Source organism: Pantoea sp. X-Soil-ISGK-421, assembly GCF_059730785.1.
In genome coordinates, this window is sequence record NZ_AP035979.1 from 954,488 (window position 1) to 976,831 (window position 22,344).

Below are 22,344 nucleotides of genomic sequence, written 5' to 3' on the forward strand. Positions count from 1 at the left end.
CTCAGGATGGCTGTTTTTGCTTTATCAGGCGAAATACCAGGCGGGGAGGATGGCGATCAAATTGTTCAGCGTATGCAGGAAAATCGGCAGCGCCAGGCTGTTACTGCGCAGACGCGCATAGCACAGCAGCAGTGAAAATAGCGTCAACGCCACCAGCGTTTCCCAATGCACATATTGAGTATGCATGGCGGCGAACAGCAGGGAAGTGAGGAGCATGCAGGCAAAACGGCTTCCTGGAGCCCACAGTAGAAAACCTTGCAGTAGAAATCCGCGAAACAGCACTTCTTCAAAAACGGGCGCCAACAAGACCGCCGTGAGCAACAGAATCAGCATCGAGCTGCGTCCCTGCTGAGATTGCGCAATCAGCCAGCCTTCCGGTTGCAGAAACTGCGTCTGCGCCACCATCAAAGCAAACAGCAAACCGATAAACAGCAACGTCTGCATCGGATGAACAAACCCCAATGGAATATCGTTACGACGTTGGCAATAAAAACGGTATAGCGGATAGATCACCGCAAATTCAACCAGACAAAGCACAGGCATCAGCAAGCCGTTGGTACGCAGCATCCCGTAATTGGGAAACAGCGTAACCAGCATGGTCACAAGGTAATAGACCACAAAGCTACCCACGTAAAACAGCGTTAAAGTAACTTTGTCGGATTGGGTGTCCATAGGCGACTCAGCGAGCAGAGGAGAGCGCATAGTAGCAACGGCGATCATTGCTGTCGAGGTGGCGTGATGCACATTTGCACTGCTCAAATATTCCACCATAAAAACTAAATCTGCGGCAGTCTGCGCCGATAACCAATCAAACCCTTAAAGGGTGGCGATGGGCGACCAGCGCGACATCATTTACCTCTTTTGCTGTCTGTATTTTGCGAGCATTGCGCATGAATTCTCAGTATCAACGACACGCGGCGTCACCCGCTCAGCCCAACATGGAAGCGCTCACGGTGCAGGTAACGCGGCGTAGCTTGCGCACTTTAACGTCGCTACTGTTCGGTGTTCTCCTCCTGTCCGTGGTAATGGTGCTGGTTATCGCTCATCAACAAAACAGCGATTCAATAAAGCAGGACGCTAACCTAATGCGTCAGGCGTGGCAGCAGCAGCAGCAAGAGATGATTGTTGATGCGCGTGACTACGCCAACTGGGGCGAAGGCTGGAAAAACCTGCATCTTACGGTAAACAAAGTCTGGGCCTGGGATGAAGAGAACTTCGGACCGGGGCTCTACAAGGAGTATCACTACGACGGCGTCTTTGTTGTCGATGGTGCAGGAAAAACACGCTATGCGGTAATCAATGGCCAATTATCCAACGCGTCGCTAGAGAGTTGGTTAGGTGCTCAAAGCACCTTGCTGCTGAAGGAGGCGCGAACGCTGCATGATGCGATGGCACGCAATGTAAAGGTTGAGAACAGCCCCGCCATTGTGGTGGCCGCGCCCATTACGCCAGGCAAAGTACCTGATTTACCGACTATTCCCGGTCCTGAGTCGGTGATGGTGTTCGTCAATATCTTCAGCGCCGATAAACTACAGGCGCTGGGAAATTCACTCAATGTGCTGGACCCGCACCTCGCCAGCAGTGCGGATGAGGCTCAGTATGAGCCGCGTCTGGTGGAACCGGTGGTGCAAGGTGAGCCGCTAGTGATTCGCTGGCGGCCAAAAGATCCCGGCTTTGGCGTAATCTGGATGATGATGCCGCTACTGCTTTTCACCGCGCTGGCAGTTGCGCTGGTCACGCGCCGTGTCGTGCGCCACGCGCTGCATAATGCGGTGATCTCCGATCGTCGCTTTGAAATGTTAATCGTTAGCCAAAGCGAACTGAGCCATAGCGAAGAGCGTTTTCGCGACCTGGCTGAGGCCGCCTCAGACTGGATTTGGGAAATTGACGAAAAAGGGCGTCTCTGCTATCTCTCGTCGCGCTTTGCGGCGGTTACCGGTCATCAGGTGAAAAACTGGTTAGGTCGTTCACTCGATCAACTGCTGAGTCATCCTAGTCATTCGCTGGTTTCATGGCTAATGCATCAGGATGAAAAGGTGCAACACGTGCCGCTGCGTTGCCAGTTTATGTCAGCGAATGGCGAGCGGCGTATCGGACAATTAATGGCAAAAGCCATTCTCCGCAATGGCCTGTGCGCAGGTTTTCGCGGCACGGTATCGGATATCACTCATGAAGTGGACGCTGAGGCACGCATTCAGTTCTTATCACGCCACGATATGTTGACTGGGCTGGCGAATCGGGTGCAGCTACAGGAATATTTGACCGCCTATCTGGAAAGCGTCAGTGAAGAGGATCCGCTGTTTGTGATCAGTTTCGATCTCGATCAGTTTAAACCGATCAACGATACTTGGGGCCACTCAGTGGGGGATGAGGTGTTGAATGCGATCTCCCAGCGCCTGAAAAGTCTGCTGGCACCGAATGAGCTGGCGGCGCGACTTGGCGGCGATGCCTTTATTCTCCTGTTGCGCGAAAGCACCCGCGCGGGGGTGGAGTATCGCTGCCGTGCGCTGCAACGTATGGTGCAACAACCCATCATTAGCGGTTCGCATCAGATCAACTTGACCGCCAGCATGGGAATCGTCTCGGCACCACAAGATGCGACCCAACCCGAAGCGCTATTACGCCTGGCAGATATTGCGCTGAGTCAGGCACGCAGTGCCGGGCGCAATCAATGGATGTGGTATTCCACGGACATGGCGAATCACCTGCAGTCGAAACGTGACATGGTACAGGCAATAGAAGAAGCGCTGAAAAATAAAGCTTTTACACTGCACTATCAGCCGCGCTATCAGCTGCAGAGCGGTAAGCTAGCGGGGGCAGAAGCGCTGATTCGCTGGCAGGTGGCGCCGGATCAATGGATCACGCCCGATCGTTTCATTCCGTTGGCGGAGGAGAAGGGCTTGATCACGGCGATCAGCGATTGGGTACTGATGCGCGCCTGTCTTGATGCCTTCAATTGGGGTGAACAACGCTATGTTTCGGTCAATATCTCACCGGTTGAGTTCCGCACCCATGATCTGGTGCAGCGCGTGGCGCATGCGCTGCACGTCAGCGGGCTGCCAGCCACGCGTCTCGAATTGGAAATTACCGAAAACGTCACCTTTGAACATCCCGACCGCGCGTTAGAGATCATGCAAGGCCTGCGTGCGCTCGGCGTGCGGCTGACGGTGGATGATTTTGGTACCGGCTATGCGGCGCTCGGCTATCTGAAAACCTTCCCGTTTAACGGCTTGAAAATTGATCGTTCATGGATGAAGGAGTTTCCGGAATCGCAGCAGGCACAATCGGTTGTGGCAGGGATTGTCGGTTTGGCGCGCGCGTTTGCGCTAACGATTACCGCGGAAGGGATTGAAACCGATGCGCAGTTAAAAGCGCTCAAGGGGCTCTCTTGCGAAGAAGGGCAGGGATATTTTCTGGGCCGACCAATGCCATTAGCCGCATTTAATGCCCGGCTCAAGGAAGAAGTTTTAATACAATAATGTCTCACATCGTAGCGGCGCAATGTATTGCGCATTGCATGTGCGCTTACGTCAAAAACGCGCGATAAATCGCGCCGCTACAAAATGTGCCTTGCGACTAACGCACTCTAATGGCAACAAATGTCATAAGAGCGGCGAAGGCAACAAAAATCACCAGTTCCATCATTGTCTCCTCACTAAGAAAATTCTTAGTTAATTGTAGTGCCCTGCAGATTGTTTTTTAGACAGTGCGTGCGATTAATCCTAACTTTTGAGAGGAAGATCGCGCTTTTGAACTGATTTCTGCGACCAATCTGCTGTAAAAATTTTCGCTTCACAGTCACGCTTTGCTACTCTCAAAAACCGGTTGTCTATTTATCCAGGAGGAGAAACTTGTGACCCATTATGGAAAAGCGCTACTGGTAACGGCCTTTTTTGCCCTGACTGCCTGCCAGTCCGCCAGCAAACCTGACACCAGCGCCGCAGCCAGCCACGATCCAGAAACCGATCAGTGCGGCGCATCGCAATATCAAAACTACGTTGGTCAGCCGTTATCGGCGCTCGACAACAAACGCTTCGCAGTCCCTGTACGCGCTATCCCATGGAATTCAGCGGTAACGATGGATTTCAATTTGCGTCGGGTGAATTTCGCAGCGGATCAAAGCGGTAAGATTTCCCGGGTGTACTGCGGATAACACCAAAACGACATTGCATTGTCATCTGGCTGTCACAGCGTCGGGCGAGGATAGCTGCGCACTACGGAGATTTCCTCGTCACTCTCGAATATGCAATGCTCGTCTTATTTCTTCCCGCCTTGGCGGGAATTTTTTTATCTCTCGGTCCGCAGGGCTGATTGAGGAGTGATGATGAGAACGCGCGAAAAGTTACTGCTGTTAACCCTGTTGTTGAGCCCGCTGGCGCACGCTTCGAGCGAAGCCGCATGGCAACAAAACGACAAAAATATGCAGCAAAGCTGTCTAAAGGCCAGCGGCCTAAAGACAGTGAAAGTGGTGGGTAAGCCGATTCAGTATGACGACAGCGTGGGCTTTGATGCGCTGCTGCTGGAAGGTCGCTACCCGCAAAAGCATATGAAGAATCAGGTCGGACGCGAACTGTGCTTGTACCAGCGTCAGAGCGGCAAGGCCTTTGTTAGCGAAGCCGACCATCTGCGTGCGGTGAAATAATCCCGAGGGTCGCTATTTCTGCGGCCCCGATTCCAGCAATTTTGCCAGCAGCGTGCGATAGCTTTGCAACTGCTGTTCGTCCCCTTCAAATTCCAGTTTGTCGATCACACGAGCAATAATCGCTTTGCTGGTGGTAGGCTGTCCGTCATCCATTAGTTCGCGCATGATCGCCGCCAGTACATCGCTCTCATGCGGTGCATGCCAGGCTGGGCTATTAAAGTAGTCGGTAATGGCCCGACTGGCGCTGTTTGGCTGGGTTCTCATAGCTGACCTCCGCAGAGACAACGATGCCCACCGACGGATAAGGTCAGCGTGGGGAAATAGGAATTAATCATGCGAACTGTCCAGAACGGGCAGCGCGTCGCCAGTGATAACTGGTGGTTTTTTAAACATAGTTGCGGTGTGGAATATTGTCAGTAACGAGTAGACATATTTTTTCACGTTTGCAGGTCATCGCGATGCGCTTATCTTGCGGCAGGCATTGTTTCCGCACATAAAGACACTAAAAAACGGCCTTCTGACATGATTTGCTGTGAGCAGAATCACGCTCGACAGCGTAAAACTGCGTTTTTTAGCTGATGCCATGTTTTGCCGTCCGGTAATGTTACGAGGTTGTTAGACTAAACCTTCGTTTCATTCTTCTGATGCCCACGCCCATGTTACGCTCCATCGAGTCCTGGAAAGTTAATCTGATATCTGTTTGGTTTGGCTGCTTTTTTACTGGCCTCGCCATCAGTCAGATCATTCCCTTCCTGCCGCTGTATGTTGAGGAACTCGGTATTCGTGGCGGTAACGCGCTCAGCGTGTGGTCAGGGCTCACGTTCAGCGTCACCTTCATTGTTTCTGCCGCCGTCGCGCCATTATGGGGCAGCCTGGCTGACCGTAAAGGGCGCAAGCTGATGCTGCTGCGTGCCTCGTTCGGTATGGGCGCGGTGATTTTGCTGCAGGCGTTTGTCACGCAGGCGTGGCAACTGCTGCTGCTGCGGGCGCTAATGGGACTCACCTCCGGCTACATTCCCAATGCGATGGCGCTGGTGGCGGCGCAGGTGCCGCGCGAACGCAGCGGCTGGGCGCTGAGCTGTGTCTCAACCGGGCAGATCAGCGGCGTAATCCTCGGGCCGATGATTGGCGGTTTACTGGCTGACTGGCTCGGTTTGCGTCTGGTATTTATCGTTACCGCAGTGCTGCTGATGGTGAGCTTCTTCGTAACCTTGTTCCTGATAAAAGAGACCGGTTATACGCCAGTCAGCAAGCAGGACAAATTGAGCGGACGCGATGTGTTTCGCAGCCTCGATAATCCGCGCTTAATGATCTGCCTGTTCTTCACCACCATGGTGATTCAGATGTGCAACGGCTCGGTGAATCCGATCCTGACGCTGTTTGTGCGCGAGCTGGCACCCAATGCACAGAACATCGCGTTTCTCAGCGGGGTGATTGCCGCGCTGCCGGGCGTATCGGCGCTGATCTCTGCGCCACGGCTGGGTAAACTCGGCGATCGTATTGGTACGCAACGCATTCTGATCGCCACCATGATTGTGTCGTTACTGCTGCTGGTGGCGATGTCATTTGTCACCAGCGCGACGCAGTTGGGCGTGCTGCGCTTCCTGCTGGGATTTGCGGATGGCGCGATGATGCCGGCGGTGCAAACGCTGCTGGTGCGGCATTCACGCGATAACGTCACCGGACGCATTTTCGGTTACAACCAATCGTTTATGTATCTGGGTAACGTGGCGGGCCCGCTGCTGGGTGCAGCGGTATCGGCGGCCACCGGCTATCGCTGGGTGTTCTTCGCCACCGCGATAGTGGTGTTGGTCAACGTGATCTTCTTGCGCCGCTTCTATCGCCGGCCGAAAACCACGCTGACTCCACCGTTAAGTCAGCGTGATGCGGCGGAAAAACCTACTGACGCAACGTCAGCGCGTAGTGCCAGCGCTGCTGAGAAAGCAAAAACTCCGGGCTAACGCTTGGACTCCAGGAATCGTCGCCGCCGACGCCCATGTGGAAGCCGTCGAGGTGCAGCCAGCAACCATCCTCGTCCTGCAGTAAATGGCGATGTGAGGTCTCACGCAGCTGTTCAAGGCTGTAACGGCTTAGCGAGAAGGCGAAGTCGCCGCTGACCTGCAAGCCGCCGCTCTGCAACTGACGCGTGCCGCAGCGCAAGCCATTTTCGCCGGGAAAAACATACGCGGTGCTGAGCGCCGTCAGCGGTAACTGCCAGCGTGAGAACTGCGCCGCCAGTTGGCGATCCGGGTAGTTTTCGTGTGGCCCCAAACCGAGCCAGCTCACCTGATGAGGTGTGTTAATCAGCTGGCATCGCAGACCGAGGCGCGCGGGGGGCGGCAAGCCTGGCGCCTGCTCCACGCTAACGCTTACCGACAACTCGCCATTGCCGCTGATTTGATAACGTTTATGGCTGGTGAACGCTAACTGACCGTTTGCCTGCCATTGATGCCAGGTTTCGATCAGCACGCTGTGCTTCAGGCTATCGACCTGCATATCCACCAACACCGCTTCTAACCCATCGTAGCCTGCACGTTTCCAGCGCTCTACCCACGCATGAGGATCAACATTGGCGGCTTCGCTGGTGCCGATATCGTTATCAATCGGTGCACGAATAAAGCACTCTTGTAGCGGCGTGAGCAGCGTTTCTTGATCATCGACAAACCATTGCACCAGCTCGCCGCTGCGGCGGGAGAAATGCCAGCGCTGCTGCGGCAGTACCACCGCCACCAAATCGTGATTGGCGATCAGTTCCGGCGCGCTGACGACCCTCTCCGCTGGCCGCGCCGGTAGCGCGGCGGGCAGCGGCCACTGATCCCAGGCAACGCGTGCATCGGCTTCGGACCAGGGTGTAGCGTTGACCTGATGCACGGCGAGATTGAGCCAGGCGTTGCCCTGCAAATCGTCACGCGCTGGCAGCGTTAACGTCCGGCTGCCTTGTGCGGCGAGTTCGAGCGGCAGTTCACCTTTGACGATGGTGACGCCATCCTGCTCAATCGACCAGCGCAGCACTTCGTTATCGCTGCGGCGGAAAAGATATTCGCTGGTGACGGTAAATCGATATGCATCGTTAGCATCACGCTCAAACTGGAAGAACTGCTGCGCACGCTGGGCTTCAAAGAGCGCCGGATGCGGTGAGCGATCGGCAAAAACCAGACCGTTCATGCAGAACTGGCGATCGTTCGGCGTATCGCCAAAATCACCGCCGTAGGCTTGCCAGGCCGCGCCATTATCGTCATAACGCGTCAGGCTTTGATCAACCCAATCCCAAACGAAGCCGCCCTGCAAGCGCGGGAACTGGCGGAAGGCTTGCCAGTATTTAGCAAAACCGCCAAAGCTGTTGCCCATCGCATGCGCGTATTCACACAGGATTAGCGGACGTGTTTCGCCCGGCAGACCAATCCACTTTTTCAGCGACCACTTTGGCACCGCCGGGAAGGGCTGATCCTGATCGACACGCGCATACATCGGGCAGACGATATCGGTGGCGGCCGTATTGGCGCCGCCGCCTTCGTACTGCACCGGACGCGTTGGATCGCTGCTTTTCACCCATTGATAGAGCGCATCATGCGTGCTGCCGTGACCGGATTCGTTGCCCAGCGACCAGATAATGATGCAGGCATGATTGCGGTCGCGCTGCACCATACGCGTGACGCGCTCACTGTAAGCGGCGAACCAGCGTGGATCGCTGGAAAGGCGATTCATCGGCTGCATACCGTGCGTTTCGATATTGGCCTCATCCACCACATACAATCCGTATTGGTCACACAGGCGATACCACAGCGGATGATTAGGATAGTGCGCGCAGCGAACGGCGTTGAAGTTGTGGCGCTTCATCAGTTCGATGTCGCGGCGCATGCTGGCTTCATCCACCACCTGACCGTTTTCCGGATGATGTTCGTGACGGTTCACGCCGCGAATCAGCAGCGGCTTACCGTTCAGGCACAGCTGACCTTTTTCAATGCTGACGCGGCGGAAACCGACGTCATAAGCTTCGGCTTCCAGCAGCGCGCCATTTTCATCCAGCAGCGAAATCACTGCGCGATAGAGATGCGGCGTTTCCGCGCTCCACAGCAGCGGCTGGTTTACCGGCAACACCAGCAGTGCGCGTTCGGGATAATGTCCGCGTTCATCGATAATGGCGCTACCGGGCGCTTGTTCCTGCTCGCCAATACAGTGGTCACCGCGCCACACACTGACGCGCAAACGGCACTGCGTGGGCTGACGATCACCGGCATGGATTTTTACGCTGACGCGCAGATCGCCGCGCAGGTATTCCGGGCTAAGTGCAGTTTCAATCTGCACATCGGCCAGTTGCGTCTCCGGTTTATGCAGCAAGCTGACATCGCGAAAGATGCCACTCATGCGCCACATATCCTGATCTTCCAGATAGCTACCATCGCTCCAGCGCAGCACCATCACGGTTAAGCGGTTCTGGCCTGACTGCAACGCCTTGCTGAGATCAAACTCGGCGGGCAGGCGACTGTCTTGCGAATAGCCGATCCAGTGTCCGTTACACCAGAGGAAGAAGGCAGAACTCACGCCATCAAAGATAATGCGCGTCTGGCCCTGATGCAGCCAGCGATCATCCACTTTTAATGTGAGCGAGTAACATCCGGTTGGGTTTTCTTTAGGCACACAAGGCGGCGTGACCGGAATCGGATATTGCACGTTGGTATAAATCGGCGCATCAAAACCGTGTAACTGCCAGTTGGCTGGCACCGGTAGCGTTTCAGCGCCAGGAAGATCCTGCAGTAGCCAGCTTTGGGGGACGTCTTCAGGCTGCGTGAAATAGCTGAAGCGCCATTGGCCATTCAATGACAGCCGTGAAGGAGAGGGGCGATCGTCACGCGCCTGGGTTTCATCGCGCCAGCTGGCAAAGGGCGGATGCGCATCCAGCCGATTAAGGCTAGTGATCACCGGATTTTCCCAGTCGCGGCGCGCCAGAATTTCACTGAGGGACACAGCAGATAAGCTCATGATGAGATCTCATTCATTGTAATGCGCTCACATTGCGTGAAAATGCAGCGCCTGTAAAGCGGTCAACGGCGATATTGTGCGGCGGCTGGCAGGCTTTTATGGCACCTGTGTGATGCTTTTGCCGCTTTAGTGCCAGAAAATTGTTAAGCGTGGTGAGCAAAGATGAATAGCGCCGGGTTGCGGAGAATTCTGTATTGTCGCGCCCGATGCGGCCTCATACACTCAGCCCGATTTCACCATTCCGAGGTAATTATGGTCCGTATTATTAAATTCGCTGCTGTTGCGGCATTAATCACCGCGCTGAGCGGTTGTATCTTCCCACCTCCGGGCGGCGGCTGGGGCGGGGGGCATGGACATGGCGGCGGTGGTCCGGGACGTGGATTTATGGGGCCTGGTTAATTCGCGCCAGCGTTAATTAATTTAATCAGCGAAACGTTTCAATAATAGATTGGGTATCAGTGAAACGTTTCGCTATTAGAGATTGAATTTTCACTTCTTTTTTCGCGCTGCAGCGCGTCTTTATTTTTTCTAAAAAACGCTGAAAATGTGTTGTTGTTTTATTATGCACAATGCTAACGTCTGTTTTTCTTCTCTCATTGAGCTTGTCGCATGAAAAACCTGATTGCGGAACTCCTTCTAAAGCTGGCTGAAAAAGAAGAAGAGTCTAAAGAATTAGTGGTTCAGGTTGAGGCGCTGGAGATCGTGTTAACCGCGATGTTGCGCAAACTGAATACTGAACAATTCCACGATGTTGAGGCCGCTATTAAAGTCGCCATGCCGCCCGTTGCGCCCGCTGCTGAAACGCCTGATACCACTATGCTGCGTAATTACGTAGAGAAGTTGCTGCATCATCCCCGCGTATAAGGGCTATCGCCTGTTTTGCAGGAAAAGGTCATTATCGATTTCTCGTATTTGCTTATTCCGTGCCATGCTTAATGGGCAATAATGCTATGGAGAATCCGGTAATGAAATCGTGTCTTTTGGCAATAATGGCAGCAGGCTTGCTGATTGCAGGCGGAGCGAGTGCGGCAGAAAAAACCGCGCAGCAGGAAAAAATGACGATGTGTAACCAGAGCGCAGGGACACAAAATCTGAAAGGTGATGCGCGTAAAAGCTTTATGAGTGACTGTCTGAAAAAAGACAGCAAAATGGGCAGTATGACGCCGCAACAAATGAAGATGAAAACCTGTAACGCTGATGCAGGCGATAAAAAGCTCACTGGCGATGCCCGTAAAACGTTTATGAGTTCGTGCCTGAAGAAAAGCTGATTTAATTAACGGCTAATATCGTCGTCGTTTTAAATCAATCATGCGTGAAAAGTAATAGGGGTTCATGTTTATCGTGAACCCTTTTTTTATTGGTGTAAGCTGCAGCGCTGTAATATTCACATTTACTTATCACGTCAGATGAAAAACTCATATCAGGATCCTCATCACAAAACTGCGCCCATAATGCTGCCAGGATGCTTTAGTCCTAACCTATGACTAATTATTTTGATCGCTCAATCCCCGCGAAGCCAGACCGTTCGTTGGGCAGCCTTTACCTGTGGAGTCTGCTATGAATGTGCTTGATTATGCTGTGATGGCGCTTTATGCGCTGATGATTGTGGCTATTACCCTGTGGGCGATGCGCAAGGTGGGCAGCACGCGGGATTTCTTTGCTGCTGGTGGCAAAATGCCGTGGTGGCTGTCCGGCGTGTCGCATCACATGTCGGGCTACAGCGCGGCGGTGTTCGTGGCTTATGCGGCCGTGGCGTACAACATGGGCATCACCGTCTATTTTTGGTGGGCATTTCCCATCGCCATCGCCGTGCTATTGGGTTCCCGACTGTTCGCGCCGCGCTGGGCGCGTCTGCGCATCTATATGAACATCGAGTCGCCGATGGAATATCTCTCCACGCGCTATAACCTGCCAACGCAAATGGTGCTGGCATGGAGCGGGGTGCTGCTGAAAACCTTCGACGTAGGCGCAAAGTGGGCGGCGATAGCGGTGATTATCAATGTCTTCACCGGGCTGGATCCGCTGATCGGCATCTGTGTATCCGGCGCGCTCAGTTTGTTTTATACCGTGATGGGCGGGTTATGGGCCGATGCCTGCAACGATTTCGGCCAGTTTATCGTGCAGTTTATTGCCGCCATTGTAATGGTGGTGGCAGTGGCGGTGCATCTTGGCGGTTTTACCGAGCTGTTCACTATCTGGCAGCGGTTACCGCCAACCCATACGCAAATCATTCAGGAGCCGTACAGCATCGGCTTTATTCTCGCCTATTTTGTCATTTACACGCTGAGCTATAACGGCGGCACCTGGAACCTGGCGCAGCGTTTCATTGCCGCACCAGCAGGCCGCGATGCCCGCAAAGCGGCGCGCCTTTCCGCCGCGCTCTATCTCATCTGGCCGTTGATTTTGTTCTGGCCGATGTGGGCAGCGCCGCTGCTATTTCCTAACCTCAGCGATCCGTCACGCTCTTATTCAATGATGGCGATGGAACTGCTGCCGAACGGCTTAGTGGGATTAGTGCTGGTGGCGATGTTTACCCATACGCTTTCAATGACCTCTTCTGATGCCAACGCGATTACCGCAGTGGTGACGCGCGATATTCTGCCCGGCATGCTGCCGCACCGCTTCCAGCGCGGCAAAAGCTCGTTGCTGGTGGCGCGGCTCACCGCCTTTCTCTTCATTATCACCACGCTGGTGATTGCCATGAACGCCAGCCATTTCGGCGGCGTGCTGTCGCTGCTGATCGTCTGGTTTGGCGGCTTAGTCGGACCGATCTCCATCCCCATGCTGCTGGGTTTGTTGCCGGCCTTTCGTCGCAGCGGCAGCGCCGCCGCGTTAGTGAGTTGGGCGATTGGCGTTGGCACCTTCTTCTGCGTGAAATTTATCTTTAACGATGTCAGCACGGCAACCGTGGTGGCTGCACCGGTAATGTCTTCACTGCTGCTGTTCGTGGTGATGGGCTGGTTACGTCGCGCGCCGGTGCGTCTGGAAGTGGATCACCTGCTAAATGCGCTGAATCAGGATCAGGATGCACCCGCTGCTCAGCGCTGGTCGCACAACCCCAACGTCTCTCAGGAGGGATAGCATGATGCTATTACAACAGGGAACCAGAGAACGCTTACGGGTTAAACGCTTTGCCAGTCGCGCTGCATTAGGTGCTGACGCGGCGCAGGATGTGGCAGCGTTTCTGCGTCAACGGTTGAGTGAACAGGATGTGGTGCGCATGGTATTTGCCGCCGCACCCTCGCAAAACGAGTTTCTCGCGGCGCTGGCTGCGGCAACGAATATCGACTGGTCGCGCATTCACGCCTTCCATATGGATGAGTACATTGGGCTTGAGCCGGATGCGCCGCAGCGTTTCAGCCACTTTTTACGCCAGCAGCTGTTTGATCGGGTGCAGCCTGGCGAAGTCAGTTTGATTCCATCTTGCGGCGATCCCGATGACATCTGTGCTGATTACGCGCAAAAACTCACGATGGCACCGATTGATGTAGTGTGTCTCGGTATTGGTGAGAACGGCCATTTAGCTTTCAACGATCCGCCGGTGGCTGACTTCAGCGATCCTTGCTGTGTGAAAGTGGTGCAGCTTGATGATGCCTGCCGCCAGCAGCAGGTCAACGAGGGTTGTTTCGCCACTTCCGCTGCGGTACCGACGCATGCGGTGACCTTGACGATTCCCGCGTTGATGAGTGGAGCGCGGCTGTTCTGCATGGTGCCGGGCGCCAGTAAACGCGCGGCGGTGCGGGCAACGCTTCACGATGCCATCTCCACCGCGTGCCCGGCGACGCGTTTGCGTCAGCATGCCAATTGCACGCTCTACACCGATAGCGATGCTTGCCCGGAGGTGACGTTTGACTAGCCTCATGTTACGCGGCCGCGATTACCGCACGCTGCAACCGATTGAATTAGAGATTGAGCACGGCAGCATCGTGAATGTGCGTGCGCTGAGTGAGTTGCAAGAGGACGTAATCCTCGCGCCGGGCTTTATCGATCTGCAGGTTAACGGTTTTCAGGGTGTCGATTTCAACCATTTTCCGTTCAGCGAAGCGGATGTACTGCACGTCACGTGCGCACTATGGCAGCAAGGCGTCACCAGCTTTTTGCCGACGGTAATCACCGCCATGCCGCAGGCGATTGCGCAGGCGATGCAGCGGCTCGCCTGCGCCTGCCAACACCATCCTGAGGTTGCGCGCGCCGTGCCGGGTTTCCACCTTGAAGGGCCTTTTCTGTCGCCTGAAGATGGGCCGCGTGGTGCGCATCCGCATGAGGCAATTCGAGCGCCGGATATCGCGCTGTTCGACAGTTGGCAGCATGCCGCACAGCAGCATATTCGGCTGTTAACGCTGTCGCCGGAATGGCCGCACAGCGAGGCACTGATCAGGCATTGTGTGGCGCAGCAAGTGCGTGTTGCCATTGGGCACACCTCTGCAACGCCAGAGCAAATCCATGCGGCGGTAAAAGCGGGTGCCACGCTGTCTACTCATCTCGGCAACGGCGCGCATCTGCAACTGCCGCGTCATCCCAATTACATCTGGCAGCAGCTGGCCGAAGATGGGTTGACGGCAACCTTGATTGCGGATGGCGATCATCTGCCCGCGGACGTGCTGAAGGTGTTTCTGCGTGCCAAAGGCGAGCAGGCGCTGCTGGTCAGTGATGTCACTTCCTTTGCCGGGCAACCGCCGGGCATCTATGACACCGCCATTGGTGGCCGCGTGCAGCTTAGCGCCAGCGGTCGGCTTTGCATGGCGGATGCGCCGAAATTGCTGGCGGGCTCGGCGCGTGGCTTGCTGGAGGGGGTAAACTTCCTGCTGCGCCACCAGTTGGCGACGCTGGCGCAAGCAATTGAAATGGCGTCGCTGCGTCCGGCACGCCAGCTCAATCTGCCGCAGCAGAGAGGCCTGACCTGCGGCGCGCCCGCTGATGTGCTGCTGCTTGCTGCGCAGGCGGATGGCAGCGTGGCGTTACGCGGATGTGTGAAGCAAGGCGCTGTGGTGTGGAGAGCAGGCGAAGATTATCTTTAATGAATTAACAATGAGTTAACTCCCGCTGCGCTTTGTTGTTACGGACAAATCACCATGCTTTGCCAGGCTTACTCTTTGTAGGGATTTGCTGTTTACATCAAAAACCAAAAGAAAGGAGGCCTAACGTGAGCTATCAAACTGTCGTGGAACTCAAGTCGCTGGCGCAGCGCAAACCCACCAAATTTACCGTCGGCGATACCGATGTGGTGTTGATTCGTGACGACGATCGTGTGCAGGCGTTTCAGGCCAAATGTCCGCACGCCGGCGCGCCGTTAGAGCAGGGCGCGGTGTGTGGTGACAAGCTGATCTGTCCGTGGCACAAAGCGGTGTTTCAGCTGCAGGATGGGCAGATGTGCGAGCCGTTAGCGCTGGCGAATCTGAAGCGTTATCCGGTGCGTATTGAACAAGGTAAGGTGCTGGTCAGTCCGCAGGCGATGTCGCCCGCCAGTGCGCCCTCCACACAAGGCGAGTCGCCGGTATGCGTGATTCTGGGATCGGGCGCGGCAGGGAGCGCGGCGATCTGGACACTGCGAGACGAAGGTTTTCGCGGACACATTGTCCTGGTGGAGCGAGAATCGGCCGCGCCTTACGATCGTACCGCGCTGAGCAAATTTGTGCCGTCAGGCAAAATGGCGATTGAAGATGTACCAAAGCTCTTAAAACAGGATGTGCTCGGCGCCGTGGAGCGAGTTCAGGGCGAGGTCGAACAGCTTAAAGCCCATGAGCAAAAACTGATCCTGAAAGGTGGCCAGCTGGTGAAGTTTGACCAACTGCTGATTGCCAGCGGCGGCGTGCCGCAACCGCTCGATATACCGGGCAAAGATTTGGACGGCGTGCATCTGCTGCGTTCGCTCAATCAGGCCGATGAGTTGTTAAAACAGGTCGATAAAACCGAGCAATTAGTGATTATCGGCAACAGCTTTATTGGCATGGAGATGGCGGGATCGCTGCGTAATCGCGATATCGATGTCACGGTGATTGCGCGTCATCCGCTGCCGTTTGCTAAACAGTTTGGTGAAGAGATTGGTCGCCACTTTTACGATCTGCATCGCAGCAACGGCGTGAAATTTGTTGAAGGCGATCCCGTGGCGCTGGAAGGCGAGGGCAAAGTCAGCGCCGTGCGCCTGAAGAGTGGCAAAAAAGTGGATGCCAGCTTAGTGCTGTTCGGAACCGGTGTGGTGCCGGCGACAAAATTCATCCACGACCTTCCGCTGGAAGAAGATGGCAGTTTGCTGACTGACAGCCAGCTACGTGTTGCTGATAACATTTGGGTGGCCGGTGATATCGCCAGTTATCCTTCGGTGCAGGGTCCGCAACGTATTGAGCACTATCGCGTGGCGCACCAGCAAGGGCGCATCGCGGCACTCAATATGTTGGGCAAACATATCCTCTATGACCGAGTGCCGTTTTTCTGGACTGCGCATTACGGCACGCGTTATGAGTATTTGGGGCATGCAAAGGAGTGGGATGATTACCGATTGCTGGGTTCGCTGCAGAATAAGCAGTTTATTGCTTTCTATTGCCGTGAAGGGATGATTGCGGCGGTGTGTTCGGCGGGCCTGTATACGCTGACAGCAGCGCTGGTGCAGGAGATGCAACAGCCTATGACGCTGGCGCAGGGAATTGCGCTGTATGAGGCGTACCAAGGGTAACATGGGTGCCCGAGGTCGCCATCATGGGCGACCTCCATACTCGCTTACTGCTTACTCAACGCCTCTGATTTCGCCATACACTGCTGCATCGCATTAATCACCGCAGCGCGGAAGCCTTTCTCTTCCAGTACTTTTACCGCTTCGATGGTGGTGCCGCCCGGCGAGCACACCATATCTTTCAGCTCGCCCGGATGTTTACCGGTTTCCAGCACCATCTGCGCCGAGCCTTTTACCGCCTGCGCCGCGAACTGATATGCCTGCGCACGCGGCATGCCGCCAAGCACCGCTGCATCGGCCATCGCTTCAATAAACATAAACACATAGGCCGGCGCTGAACCGCTCACGCCAACCACCGCGTGAATCAGATATTCATTCACCACCGCCGCTTTGCCGAAGCTCTCGAAAATCCCCACCACTTCATCCACTTCATGCGCTTCCACCAGCACGTTCGGCGTGACGGAGGTCATGCCTTCGTTCACCAGCGATGGCGTATTAGGCATCACACGGATGATTTTGCGATCGTGGCCGAGGACCGACGCCAGAGAATCAAGCGTCACGCCAGCCGCAATCGAGACCACCAGCACATCCTTCTTCAGTTGGCCGGCAAGATCTTTCAGCACTTTGAGAATCACATTGGGTTTCACCGCGCCAAATAGGATGTCGACTTCACGCGCCAGGCTTTCTACGCTGTCCGCAGCGGTCACACCATATTGCTGTGCCATCGCCTGATTGGTGGCGGGCTTACGGTCAAACACCCAGATGTTGGCAGGGGCAATCTGCCCGCTGTTGACCAGTCCGCTGATGATAGCTTTAGCCATATTGCCGCAGCCGACAAACCCGATTTTCTTCTCCAGCATCGCTTTATCCTCTCAGTGGTTCATTTTCTGTGGGGGTAAGCTTACGTCAGCGAGGATTAATAACAAGGCGGGCAACCAGCAAAAAAAGTTGCCATTCTGCTGCAGCACGGCAAGATCAGCCTCATTGTCTGCGAAAAAGGATTCATCATGTCGATTTGGGTTGATGCGGATGCCTGTCCGAATGTTATTAAAGAAGTGTTGTACCGCGCTGCCGAGCGCGCCAACGTTACCGTGACGTTTGTCGCCAACCAGCCGCTGCGAGTGCCGCCGTCACCGTGGTTGAAAACGCTGCAGGTGGCCGCTGGGTTTGACGTGGCCGATAACGAAATTGTGAAACGCGTGCAGCCCGGTGAGCTGGTGATTACCGGTGATATTCCGCTGGCGGCGGAAGTGCTGGAGAAGGGCGCAGCGGCGTTAAATCCGCGCGGTGAACGTTATTCACCGGATACCATTCGCCAGCGTTTGACTATGCGTGATTTTATGGAAACGATGCGCGCCAGCGGGATTCAGAGTGGCGGACCGTCGACGTTAAGCCAACGCGACCGCCAACTATTTGCCAATGAACTGGATAAGTGGTTACGGCAGCGCTAATCAGACGAAGCTGTCATCGTCATCAAAGTCGCCGCCACTGCCAAAGTCACCGAAATCATTGTTATCCGCAAGGTTGTTATCCCAACCCGAATTATCGTTCAGGAACGCATTGTTGCTGTCGTTGCCATTAAAGGTATCGAGGCTGTTATCCACCTGCGGCAGCGCCGGTTCGTTGATGATGTTAACAATCTCTTCCGGCTGTGAATGGTGGAACATGCTGGTCAGCATATCCGCCATTACCACGCCGCCCGCGACACCCACAGCCGTTTGCAACGCGCCGCCAAGGAAGCCAGTGCCGCGCGCCGGCGCCGCGCCATATTGCTGCTGCGGAGGCGGTGCATACTGCTGCTGCGGCTGCGGTGGGGGATTATTCCACGCCGGTTGCTGCTGTTGCGACGCTGCCGGACGCGAACCGCCGCCAAACAGGCTTGAGAGAAAACCGCCGCTGCTCTGCTGCGGTGCTTGTTGCTGCTGCGCCTGCGCCAGACGATTTTCCAAGTCTGTAACCTGCGCATTAAGTTTTTTCAGCGCCGCTTCCTGAATCAGGATCGCCTGCGACATGTAATACGGTGCGCCGGGCTGATTTTGTAAATGCTGTTTAATTAACTGTTCAGCACCGGCATCGCGCGGGCCGCTTTGGGTCTCTGCCTGTTTCAGTCGGCTGAACAGGTTATCAATAAGTTGTTGTTCTTCGTTTTGCATGGCAAACCTCCATTTACGGTATGACCCCATATATGAGGGCGCGGTTGAGGAAAGTAAATCAACGGCCTGGTAAGGAAATGTTGCCCGCTCTTACATTTTGGTCGATGCACGATTCATGCGCAGTTTTTCGCTGGCTATTCAAACGAATAGCTTAGGATGTGACTGAAATATGCGTAAAACGTGCCTCACGTGTGGCTGATAAAATAAAATCCAGGTATTATGCGACGCATTATTGACCTGATGACGATGCCCGTGCGGCACATTACGGCGGAGGATGAGCCCGGATGTCATTACCCATCTATCTGATCGGCGCACGCGGTTGCGGTAAAACCACGGTTGGCCAGGCGTTGTCGCAAGCGCTGGGCTATACCTTTAACGATACCGATCACTATCTACAACTCACTACGCAGCGAAGCGTGGCGGAGATTGTGGCATCTGAAGGGTGGGATAGCTTCCGTGCCCGCGAAACCGAATCGCTGCGTGCGGTTACCGCACCGAATACCGTTATCGCCACCGGCGGCGGCATGGTATTGGCGGAGGTAAACTGCCGCTTTATGCGCGAACACGGTCAGGTGATTTGGCTGAATGCACCCTCTGAAGTGCTGGCCGGTCGTCTTGAACATCAACCGGAAGCGGCGCAGCGTCCAACCTTGACTGGCCGCCCGATCGCCGAAGAGATGGGCGATATCCTGCGCGAGCGTGCGCATCTGTATCGTCAAACGGCCCATCACGAAGTGGATGCCATGCAATCGCCGGATCGCGTTGTAGAGCAAATCCTGCGCGCGCTGTCACTCGCACGCGCGAGCTAACCCCTCAGATTCTTCTCTCTTTTTTTGCAGCGATCCTCAGTTGTCTATACTTAGCGGTAGGCAGAGGATCACCACTGTCTGTGGACAACTGAAAAAGAGGGAACATTATGCCAAGCAGACCACCGTACCCGCGTGAAGCTCGCATCGTTAGCGTCGAAAAAGGCTCGGCGGACCAAACCGTGACCTGGTATGAATTACGCGCCGACCATCCCAAACCCGATACGTTAATTAGTGAACACAAAACCGAAGCCGAAGCGCAAGATGCTAAAGAGCGCTACGAAGATGTCGAAAAAGAGTAAAGGTTTCGAAAACGGTTAATGTCGGCTGGCAAGGACGCCGGCACAAATTTGGTTACTTTCCGTTGCTAAAGGTTTTTATTAATTCTGCTAAATATCTGTCATCCACAAATAAATCTGCACACCTTCCTGCTGAATATATTGCTCGCCTGATAACGTCATTTAATTCTCTTTTTCCACCGTATTTTATGCTGCCTTAAATCTGATGAGAAAAGTCCGGCTTAAAATTTGCGCTTGACGCAGTAAGCGTAGCGTTTTACTTTCGAGAACTTGATAGAGGAACCAAGTTCCGCATAGTGAAACAAGCGCCATGACGACACTCGAAAATGCCTCCGCGGTACTTAAGCTTTTCCAGCGCTTTAGCGTGACGCAGGGCCATCCCGGCTTGACCTTTACCGAGGTGGTTGATGCGTTGAGCTTGCCGAAAAGTACGGTGTCGCGCCTGCTGGCGACCATGGAAAGTGAAGGGTTGCTCGAGCGCGATACCGAGAGTCGCTGTTTTCAGATTGGTCGCGTGCTGCTGTCGGTTGCCGGTCATTATCTGTCTACGCCGCTGGTGGATAGCGCTTCGGCGCCGATGGCGCGTCTGGCGGCCAGCAGTGGGTGCATGGGCTATATCTCGGTGCTGGATGGTGATGATGTGTTGGTCATGCGCATGTATCACGGTCGTTTTTTTACCCAACTGGTGACACCGCCAGGCACGCGGGTTTCATTAACCGGTACCTCGACCGGACGCGTACTGTTGGCGCAGTTGAGTGAGGAAGAGGTTCGCGATCGTTTCGCCAGCAACTGGCAGGCGGCGTCGATGAACTCTCCGCTGACGCTGGATGATTTGTGTAAAGAATTAGCGGTGATTCGCCAACAAGGCTGGGCACTGGCGCGCAATGAGACGCTGCCAGGCATCAGTTCTCTGGCGGTGTCTGTAACCAACAAACATCGCGGCGAAAGTGCCGCGCTGTGCCTCTCGTTTTTATCGCAAGAAGCAGCGCCCGGATACCCGGAAGCACTGCTCAGTGAACTACGCGCAACGGCTGCACTGATGGCCGAAAAATACGGCGCATAACCTTATTTTCGATTTAAAGGCGTTTATTCGCGCCACACCAGGGAAATAGCAGGTCTTCGGACCTGCTTATTTCAATAATCAGGAAACGATTAAATAAAGATGTGGATGTCCCGCGTGCCGGGCATTGCATTTTAATGCGTTTTCTTCAGGGTGAAAATACGGGGATCTCATGCGTCAAAATAATCCAATAAAAAGTGTTGGCGTTGCCTTAATGCTGGTTCTGCTGTCGGTTGCAGGCGCCATCATTGGGGTTCAGCTTATTACCACCATTGGGGTGACACCCAATACCTCTATTATCGGCGCGCTGTTTGCCATGCTGTTGGCGCGTATTCCACTGCAATGGTTTCGGCGCTATCGCTCTATTGAAGTGCAAAACCTCGCGCAAACCGCCATCTCTTCTGCCACCTTCGGTGCGGCCAACAGCCTGTTAATGCCCATTGCGGTGCCGTGGGCGCTGGGCGAACCGCAGCTGGTGCTGCCGCTGTTTGTCGGCGTCAGTGCGGCGATGTTGCTGGATGCCTATTTACTCTATCGCCTGTTCGATACGCGCGTGTTCCCGGCCAGCAATGCATGGCCGCCGGGCGTGGCGGCAGCGGAAGCGATCAAAGCCGGTGATAAAGGCGGTCGTCAGGCATGGCTGCTGGTGGTGGGAATTGTCGGCGGCATAGTCGGTTCGATGCTGAAGATCCCCATGTCGGCATTTGGTACCGCGTTTATCGGCAATATCTGGGCGCTGAGCATGCTCGGCATCGGTTTCCTACTGCGTGCTTATGCGCAACCGGTTGCGGGTATCGATATCAACGCACTGTATATTCCGCATGGCGTGATGGTTGGGGCGGGTTTAGTGGCGCTGATTCAGGTGGTGCAGGTGATTCGCAGCCGCCGCAATGATCAGCTCAACGTCAGCCGTAGCGACAGCGAAGTAAAACGTTCGCTCGGTTTTGGCACCGTGGGCTACATCGTCATCTCCACACTGCTGGCGCTGGCAGGCGGTTTATGGAGCCAGATGGGCCTGCCGATGCTGGTGCTGTTTATTCTCTATGCCGCCTTTGCCGCCTTCGTGCATGAATTGATCGTTGGTATCGCCGCCATGCACTCCGGCTGGTTCCCGGCTTTTGCCGTGGCGCTGATTACGTTGATTCTCGGTATTTTGCTTGGCTTCCCGCCGCTGGCGTTGTGTCTGCTGTGCGGCTTTACCGCCGCCACCGGTCCGGCGTTTGCCGATATGGGTTATGACCTGAAAGCCGGTTTTATCCTGCGCGGTAACGGTGCCGATGTGCAGCAAGAGCTGTGGGGCCGCCGCATCCAGCTGATCGCCGCGATGATCGCCTTTGTCATCTGTATTCCGGTGGTGTGGTATGCGCACACGATTTTCTTTGCGGAGAATCTGCTGCCGCCGGTGGCGCGCGTTTACGCTAAAACCATTCAGGCCGGTGCGGAGCCGGGTATCGCCGGTAATCTGCTGATGTGGGCGATACCGGGCGCGATTATTCAGTTGATCGGCGGACCGAAGCGTCAGCTTGGCGTACTGCTGGCGACCGGCTTATTAATCAACAACGCCGCTGCCGGTTGGGCTGTGATGGTGGGCATCGCGTTGCGTATCCTGATCCTGCGCGTGTGGGGTGAGCGTGGACGTTCACCGATGGAGGTGATGGCCGCTGGATTTATCGCGGGTGACGCGCTTTACAGCTTCTTCCATTCACTTTTTGCCAGTGGCACCAAAAAATAATCCAG

Annotated in this window: 21 protein-coding genes; 16 read left to right on the forward strand and 5 right to left on the reverse strand. The window is 55.0% G+C overall.

Annotated features, from left to right (window positions below; all coding sequences use genetic code 11):
* Positions 1–24: 24 nt before the first annotated feature.
* Positions 25–672, reverse strand: a complete 648-nt coding sequence (locus AC6I8K_RS04285; protein ID WP_064740388.1) for a CPBP family intramembrane glutamic endopeptidase — start codon at positions 670–672, stop codon at positions 25–27.
* A gap of 218 nt (positions 673–890) precedes the next feature.
* On the opposite strand from AC6I8K_RS04285, the gene AC6I8K_RS04290 reads away from it, so the two are divergent.
* The 3 genes from AC6I8K_RS04290 to AC6I8K_RS04300 all read left to right on the forward strand — a co-directional run bounded on the left by AC6I8K_RS04290 (position 891) and on the right by AC6I8K_RS04300 (position 4,642).
* Positions 891–3,479: a bifunctional diguanylate cyclase/phosphodiesterase gene (locus AC6I8K_RS04290; protein WP_497826277.1), complete on the forward strand. Its 2,589-nt coding sequence runs from the start codon at positions 891–893 to the stop codon at positions 3,477–3,479.
* Between the two features lie 374 nt (positions 3,480–3,853).
* Positions 3,854–4,153, forward strand: coding sequence for an I78 family peptidase inhibitor (locus AC6I8K_RS04295; protein ID WP_064740390.1), 300 nt, complete (start codon positions 3,854–3,856; stop codon positions 4,151–4,153).
* 171 nt (positions 4,154–4,324) lie between these two features.
* Positions 4,325–4,642 (forward strand): hypothetical protein, encoded by a 318-nt coding sequence (locus AC6I8K_RS04300; protein WP_483817956.1) that lies wholly within the window; start codon positions 4,325–4,327, stop codon positions 4,640–4,642.
* Positions 4,643–4,654: 12 nt separating this feature from the next.
* On the opposite strand, the gene AC6I8K_RS04305 is transcribed toward AC6I8K_RS04300, so the two are convergent.
* Positions 4,655–4,906: a biofilm development regulator YmgB/AriR family protein gene (locus AC6I8K_RS04305; protein WP_064740392.1), complete on the reverse strand. Its 252-nt coding sequence runs from the start codon at positions 4,904–4,906 to the stop codon at positions 4,655–4,657.
* A gap of 392 nt (positions 4,907–5,298) precedes the next feature.
* On the opposite strand from AC6I8K_RS04305, the gene AC6I8K_RS04310 reads away from it, so the two are divergent.
* On the forward strand, positions 5,299–6,603 hold the full coding sequence (locus AC6I8K_RS04310; protein ID WP_064741184.1) for a multidrug efflux MFS transporter: 1,305 nt from the start codon (positions 5,299–5,301) through the stop codon (positions 6,601–6,603).
* On the opposite strand, the gene AC6I8K_RS04315 is transcribed toward AC6I8K_RS04310, so the two are convergent.
* On the reverse strand, positions 6,542–9,622 hold the full coding sequence (locus AC6I8K_RS04315) for a beta-galactosidase (protein ID WP_497826278.1): 3,081 nt from the start codon (positions 9,620–9,622) through the stop codon (positions 6,542–6,544). The genes AC6I8K_RS04310 and AC6I8K_RS04315 overlap by 62 nt on opposite strands.
* A gap of 252 nt (positions 9,623–9,874) precedes the next feature.
* Between AC6I8K_RS04315 and AC6I8K_RS04320 the strand changes: the two genes are divergently transcribed.
* From AC6I8K_RS04320 to AC6I8K_RS04350, 7 genes are all read left to right on the forward strand, one after another.
* Positions 9,875–10,021 carry a hypothetical protein gene (locus tag AC6I8K_RS04320; RefSeq protein ID WP_497826279.1) on the forward strand — a complete coding sequence of 49 codons (147 nt, stop codon included), beginning with the start codon at positions 9,875–9,877 and terminating at the stop codon, positions 10,019–10,021.
* Between the two features lie 210 nt (positions 10,022–10,231).
* Positions 10,232–10,486 carry an anti-adapter protein IraP gene (gene iraP / locus AC6I8K_RS04325; protein WP_064740394.1) on the forward strand — a complete coding sequence of 85 codons (255 nt, stop codon included), beginning with the start codon at positions 10,232–10,234 and terminating at the stop codon, positions 10,484–10,486.
* Between the two features lie 101 nt (positions 10,487–10,587).
* Positions 10,588–10,890 (forward strand): PsiF family protein, encoded by a 303-nt coding sequence (locus tag AC6I8K_RS04330; protein ID WP_064740395.1) that lies wholly within the window; start codon positions 10,588–10,590, stop codon positions 10,888–10,890.
* Positions 10,891–11,179: 289 nt separating this feature from the next.
* On the forward strand, positions 11,180–12,703 hold the full coding sequence (locus tag AC6I8K_RS04335; RefSeq protein ID WP_497826280.1) for a sodium:solute symporter family protein: 1,524 nt from the start codon (positions 11,180–11,182) through the stop codon (positions 12,701–12,703).
* A 1-nt stretch (position 12,704) separates the two neighbouring features.
* Complete coding sequence (locus tag AC6I8K_RS04340; RefSeq protein WP_497826281.1) at positions 12,705–13,478, forward strand: glucosamine-6-phosphate deaminase; 774 nt, start codon at positions 12,705–12,707, stop codon at positions 13,476–13,478.
* The gene (locus AC6I8K_RS04345) at positions 13,471–14,640 is read left to right on the forward strand and encodes an N-acetylglucosamine-6-phosphate deacetylase (RefSeq protein ID WP_497826282.1); all 1,170 of its coding nucleotides are present in this window, start codon (positions 13,471–13,473) and stop codon (positions 14,638–14,640) included. The genes AC6I8K_RS04340 and AC6I8K_RS04345 overlap by 8 nt, the downstream gene beginning before the upstream one ends.
* Before the next feature lie 125 nt (positions 14,641–14,765).
* The gene (locus AC6I8K_RS04350; protein ID WP_497826283.1) at positions 14,766–16,292 is read left to right on the forward strand and encodes an FAD-dependent oxidoreductase; all 1,527 of its coding nucleotides are present in this window, start codon (positions 14,766–14,768) and stop codon (positions 16,290–16,292) included.
* A 44-nt stretch (positions 16,293–16,336) separates the two neighbouring features.
* Here the strand turns inward: AC6I8K_RS04350 and proC are convergent, their stop codons facing one another.
* The gene (gene proC / locus AC6I8K_RS04355; protein ID WP_064740399.1) at positions 16,337–17,149 is read right to left on the reverse strand and encodes a pyrroline-5-carboxylate reductase; all 813 of its coding nucleotides are present in this window, start codon (positions 17,147–17,149) and stop codon (positions 16,337–16,339) included.
* Positions 17,150–17,296: 147 nt separating this feature from the next.
* Between proC and AC6I8K_RS04360 the strand changes: the two genes are divergently transcribed.
* Entirely contained in the window at positions 17,297–17,740 is a 444-nt protein-coding gene (locus AC6I8K_RS04360) for a YaiI/YqxD family protein (protein ID WP_064740400.1), read from the forward strand.
* On the opposite strand, the gene AC6I8K_RS04365 is transcribed toward AC6I8K_RS04360, so the two are convergent.
* Positions 17,741–18,442, reverse strand: a complete 702-nt coding sequence (locus tag AC6I8K_RS04365; RefSeq protein ID WP_497826284.1) for a DUF2076 domain-containing protein — start codon at positions 18,440–18,442, stop codon at positions 17,741–17,743.
* A gap of 284 nt (positions 18,443–18,726) precedes the next feature.
* On the opposite strand from AC6I8K_RS04365, the gene aroL reads away from it, so the two are divergent.
* The 4 genes from aroL to AC6I8K_RS04385 all read left to right on the forward strand — a co-directional run bounded on the left by aroL (position 18,727) and on the right by AC6I8K_RS04385 (position 22,339).
* On the forward strand, positions 18,727–19,251 hold the full coding sequence (gene aroL, locus AC6I8K_RS04370; RefSeq protein ID WP_064740402.1) for a shikimate kinase AroL: 525 nt from the start codon (positions 18,727–18,729) through the stop codon (positions 19,249–19,251).
* Between the two features lie 107 nt (positions 19,252–19,358).
* Entirely contained in the window at positions 19,359–19,550 is a 192-nt protein-coding gene (locus AC6I8K_RS04375; protein WP_064740403.1) for a YaiA family protein, read from the forward strand.
* Between the two features lie 307 nt (positions 19,551–19,857).
* Positions 19,858–20,610, forward strand: a complete 753-nt coding sequence (locus tag AC6I8K_RS04380; RefSeq protein ID WP_483816892.1) for an IclR family transcriptional regulator — start codon at positions 19,858–19,860, stop codon at positions 20,608–20,610.
* A 169-nt stretch (positions 20,611–20,779) separates the two neighbouring features.
* Positions 20,780–22,339, forward strand: coding sequence for an OPT/YSL family transporter (locus tag AC6I8K_RS04385; RefSeq protein ID WP_064740405.1), 1,560 nt, complete (start codon positions 20,780–20,782; stop codon positions 22,337–22,339).
* Positions 22,340–22,344: the final 5 nt, after the last annotated feature.

Bases quoted from the DNA above. Each gene is read 5' to 3' on its own strand.
- aroL (WP_064740402.1), top strand. From the start codon at position 18,727: ATGTCATTACCCATCTATCTGATCGGCGCACGCGGTTGCGGTAAAACC.
- AC6I8K_RS04360 (WP_064740400.1), top strand. From the start codon at position 17,297: ATGTCGATTTGGGTTGATGCGGATGCCTGTCCGAATGTTATTAAAGAA.
- AC6I8K_RS04290 (WP_497826277.1), top strand. From the start codon at position 891: ATGAATTCTCAGTATCAACGACACGCGGCGTCACCCGCTCAGCCCAAC.
- AC6I8K_RS04380 (WP_483816892.1), top strand. From the start codon at position 19,858: ATGACGACACTCGAAAATGCCTCCGCGGTACTTAAGCTTTTCCAGCGC.
- AC6I8K_RS04365 (WP_497826284.1), bottom strand. From the start codon at position 18,442: ATGCAAAACGAAGAACAACAACTTATTGATAACCTGTTCAGCCGACTG.
- AC6I8K_RS04340 (WP_497826281.1), top strand. From the start codon at position 12,705: ATGATGCTATTACAACAGGGAACCAGAGAACGCTTACGGGTTAAACGC.
- AC6I8K_RS04300 (WP_483817956.1), top strand. From the start codon at position 4,325: ATGAGAACGCGCGAAAAGTTACTGCTGTTAACCCTGTTGTTGAGCCCG.
- iraP (WP_064740394.1), top strand. From the start codon at position 10,232: ATGAAAAACCTGATTGCGGAACTCCTTCTAAAGCTGGCTGAAAAAGAA.
- AC6I8K_RS04305 (WP_064740392.1), bottom strand. From the start codon at position 4,906: ATGAGAACCCAGCCAAACAGCGCCAGTCGGGCCATTACCGACTACTTT.
- AC6I8K_RS04385 (WP_064740405.1), top strand. From the start codon at position 20,780: ATGCGTCAAAATAATCCAATAAAAAGTGTTGGCGTTGCCTTAATGCTG.
- AC6I8K_RS04285 (WP_064740388.1), bottom strand. From the start codon at position 672: ATGGACACCCAATCCGACAAAGTTACTTTAACGCTGTTTTACGTGGGT.
- AC6I8K_RS04335 (WP_497826280.1), top strand. From the start codon at position 11,180: ATGAATGTGCTTGATTATGCTGTGATGGCGCTTTATGCGCTGATGATT.
- AC6I8K_RS04310 (WP_064741184.1), top strand. From the start codon at position 5,299: ATGTTACGCTCCATCGAGTCCTGGAAAGTTAATCTGATATCTGTTTGG.
- proC (WP_064740399.1), bottom strand. From the start codon at position 17,149: ATGCTGGAGAAGAAAATCGGGTTTGTCGGCTGCGGCAATATGGCTAAA.
- AC6I8K_RS04375 (WP_064740403.1), top strand. From the start codon at position 19,359: ATGCCAAGCAGACCACCGTACCCGCGTGAAGCTCGCATCGTTAGCGTC.
- AC6I8K_RS04320 (WP_497826279.1), top strand. From the start codon at position 9,875: ATGGTCCGTATTATTAAATTCGCTGCTGTTGCGGCATTAATCACCGCG.
- AC6I8K_RS04330 (WP_064740395.1), top strand. From the start codon at position 10,588: ATGAAATCGTGTCTTTTGGCAATAATGGCAGCAGGCTTGCTGATTGCA.
- AC6I8K_RS04315 (WP_497826278.1), bottom strand. From the start codon at position 9,622: ATGAGCTTATCTGCTGTGTCCCTCAGTGAAATTCTGGCGCGCCGCGAC.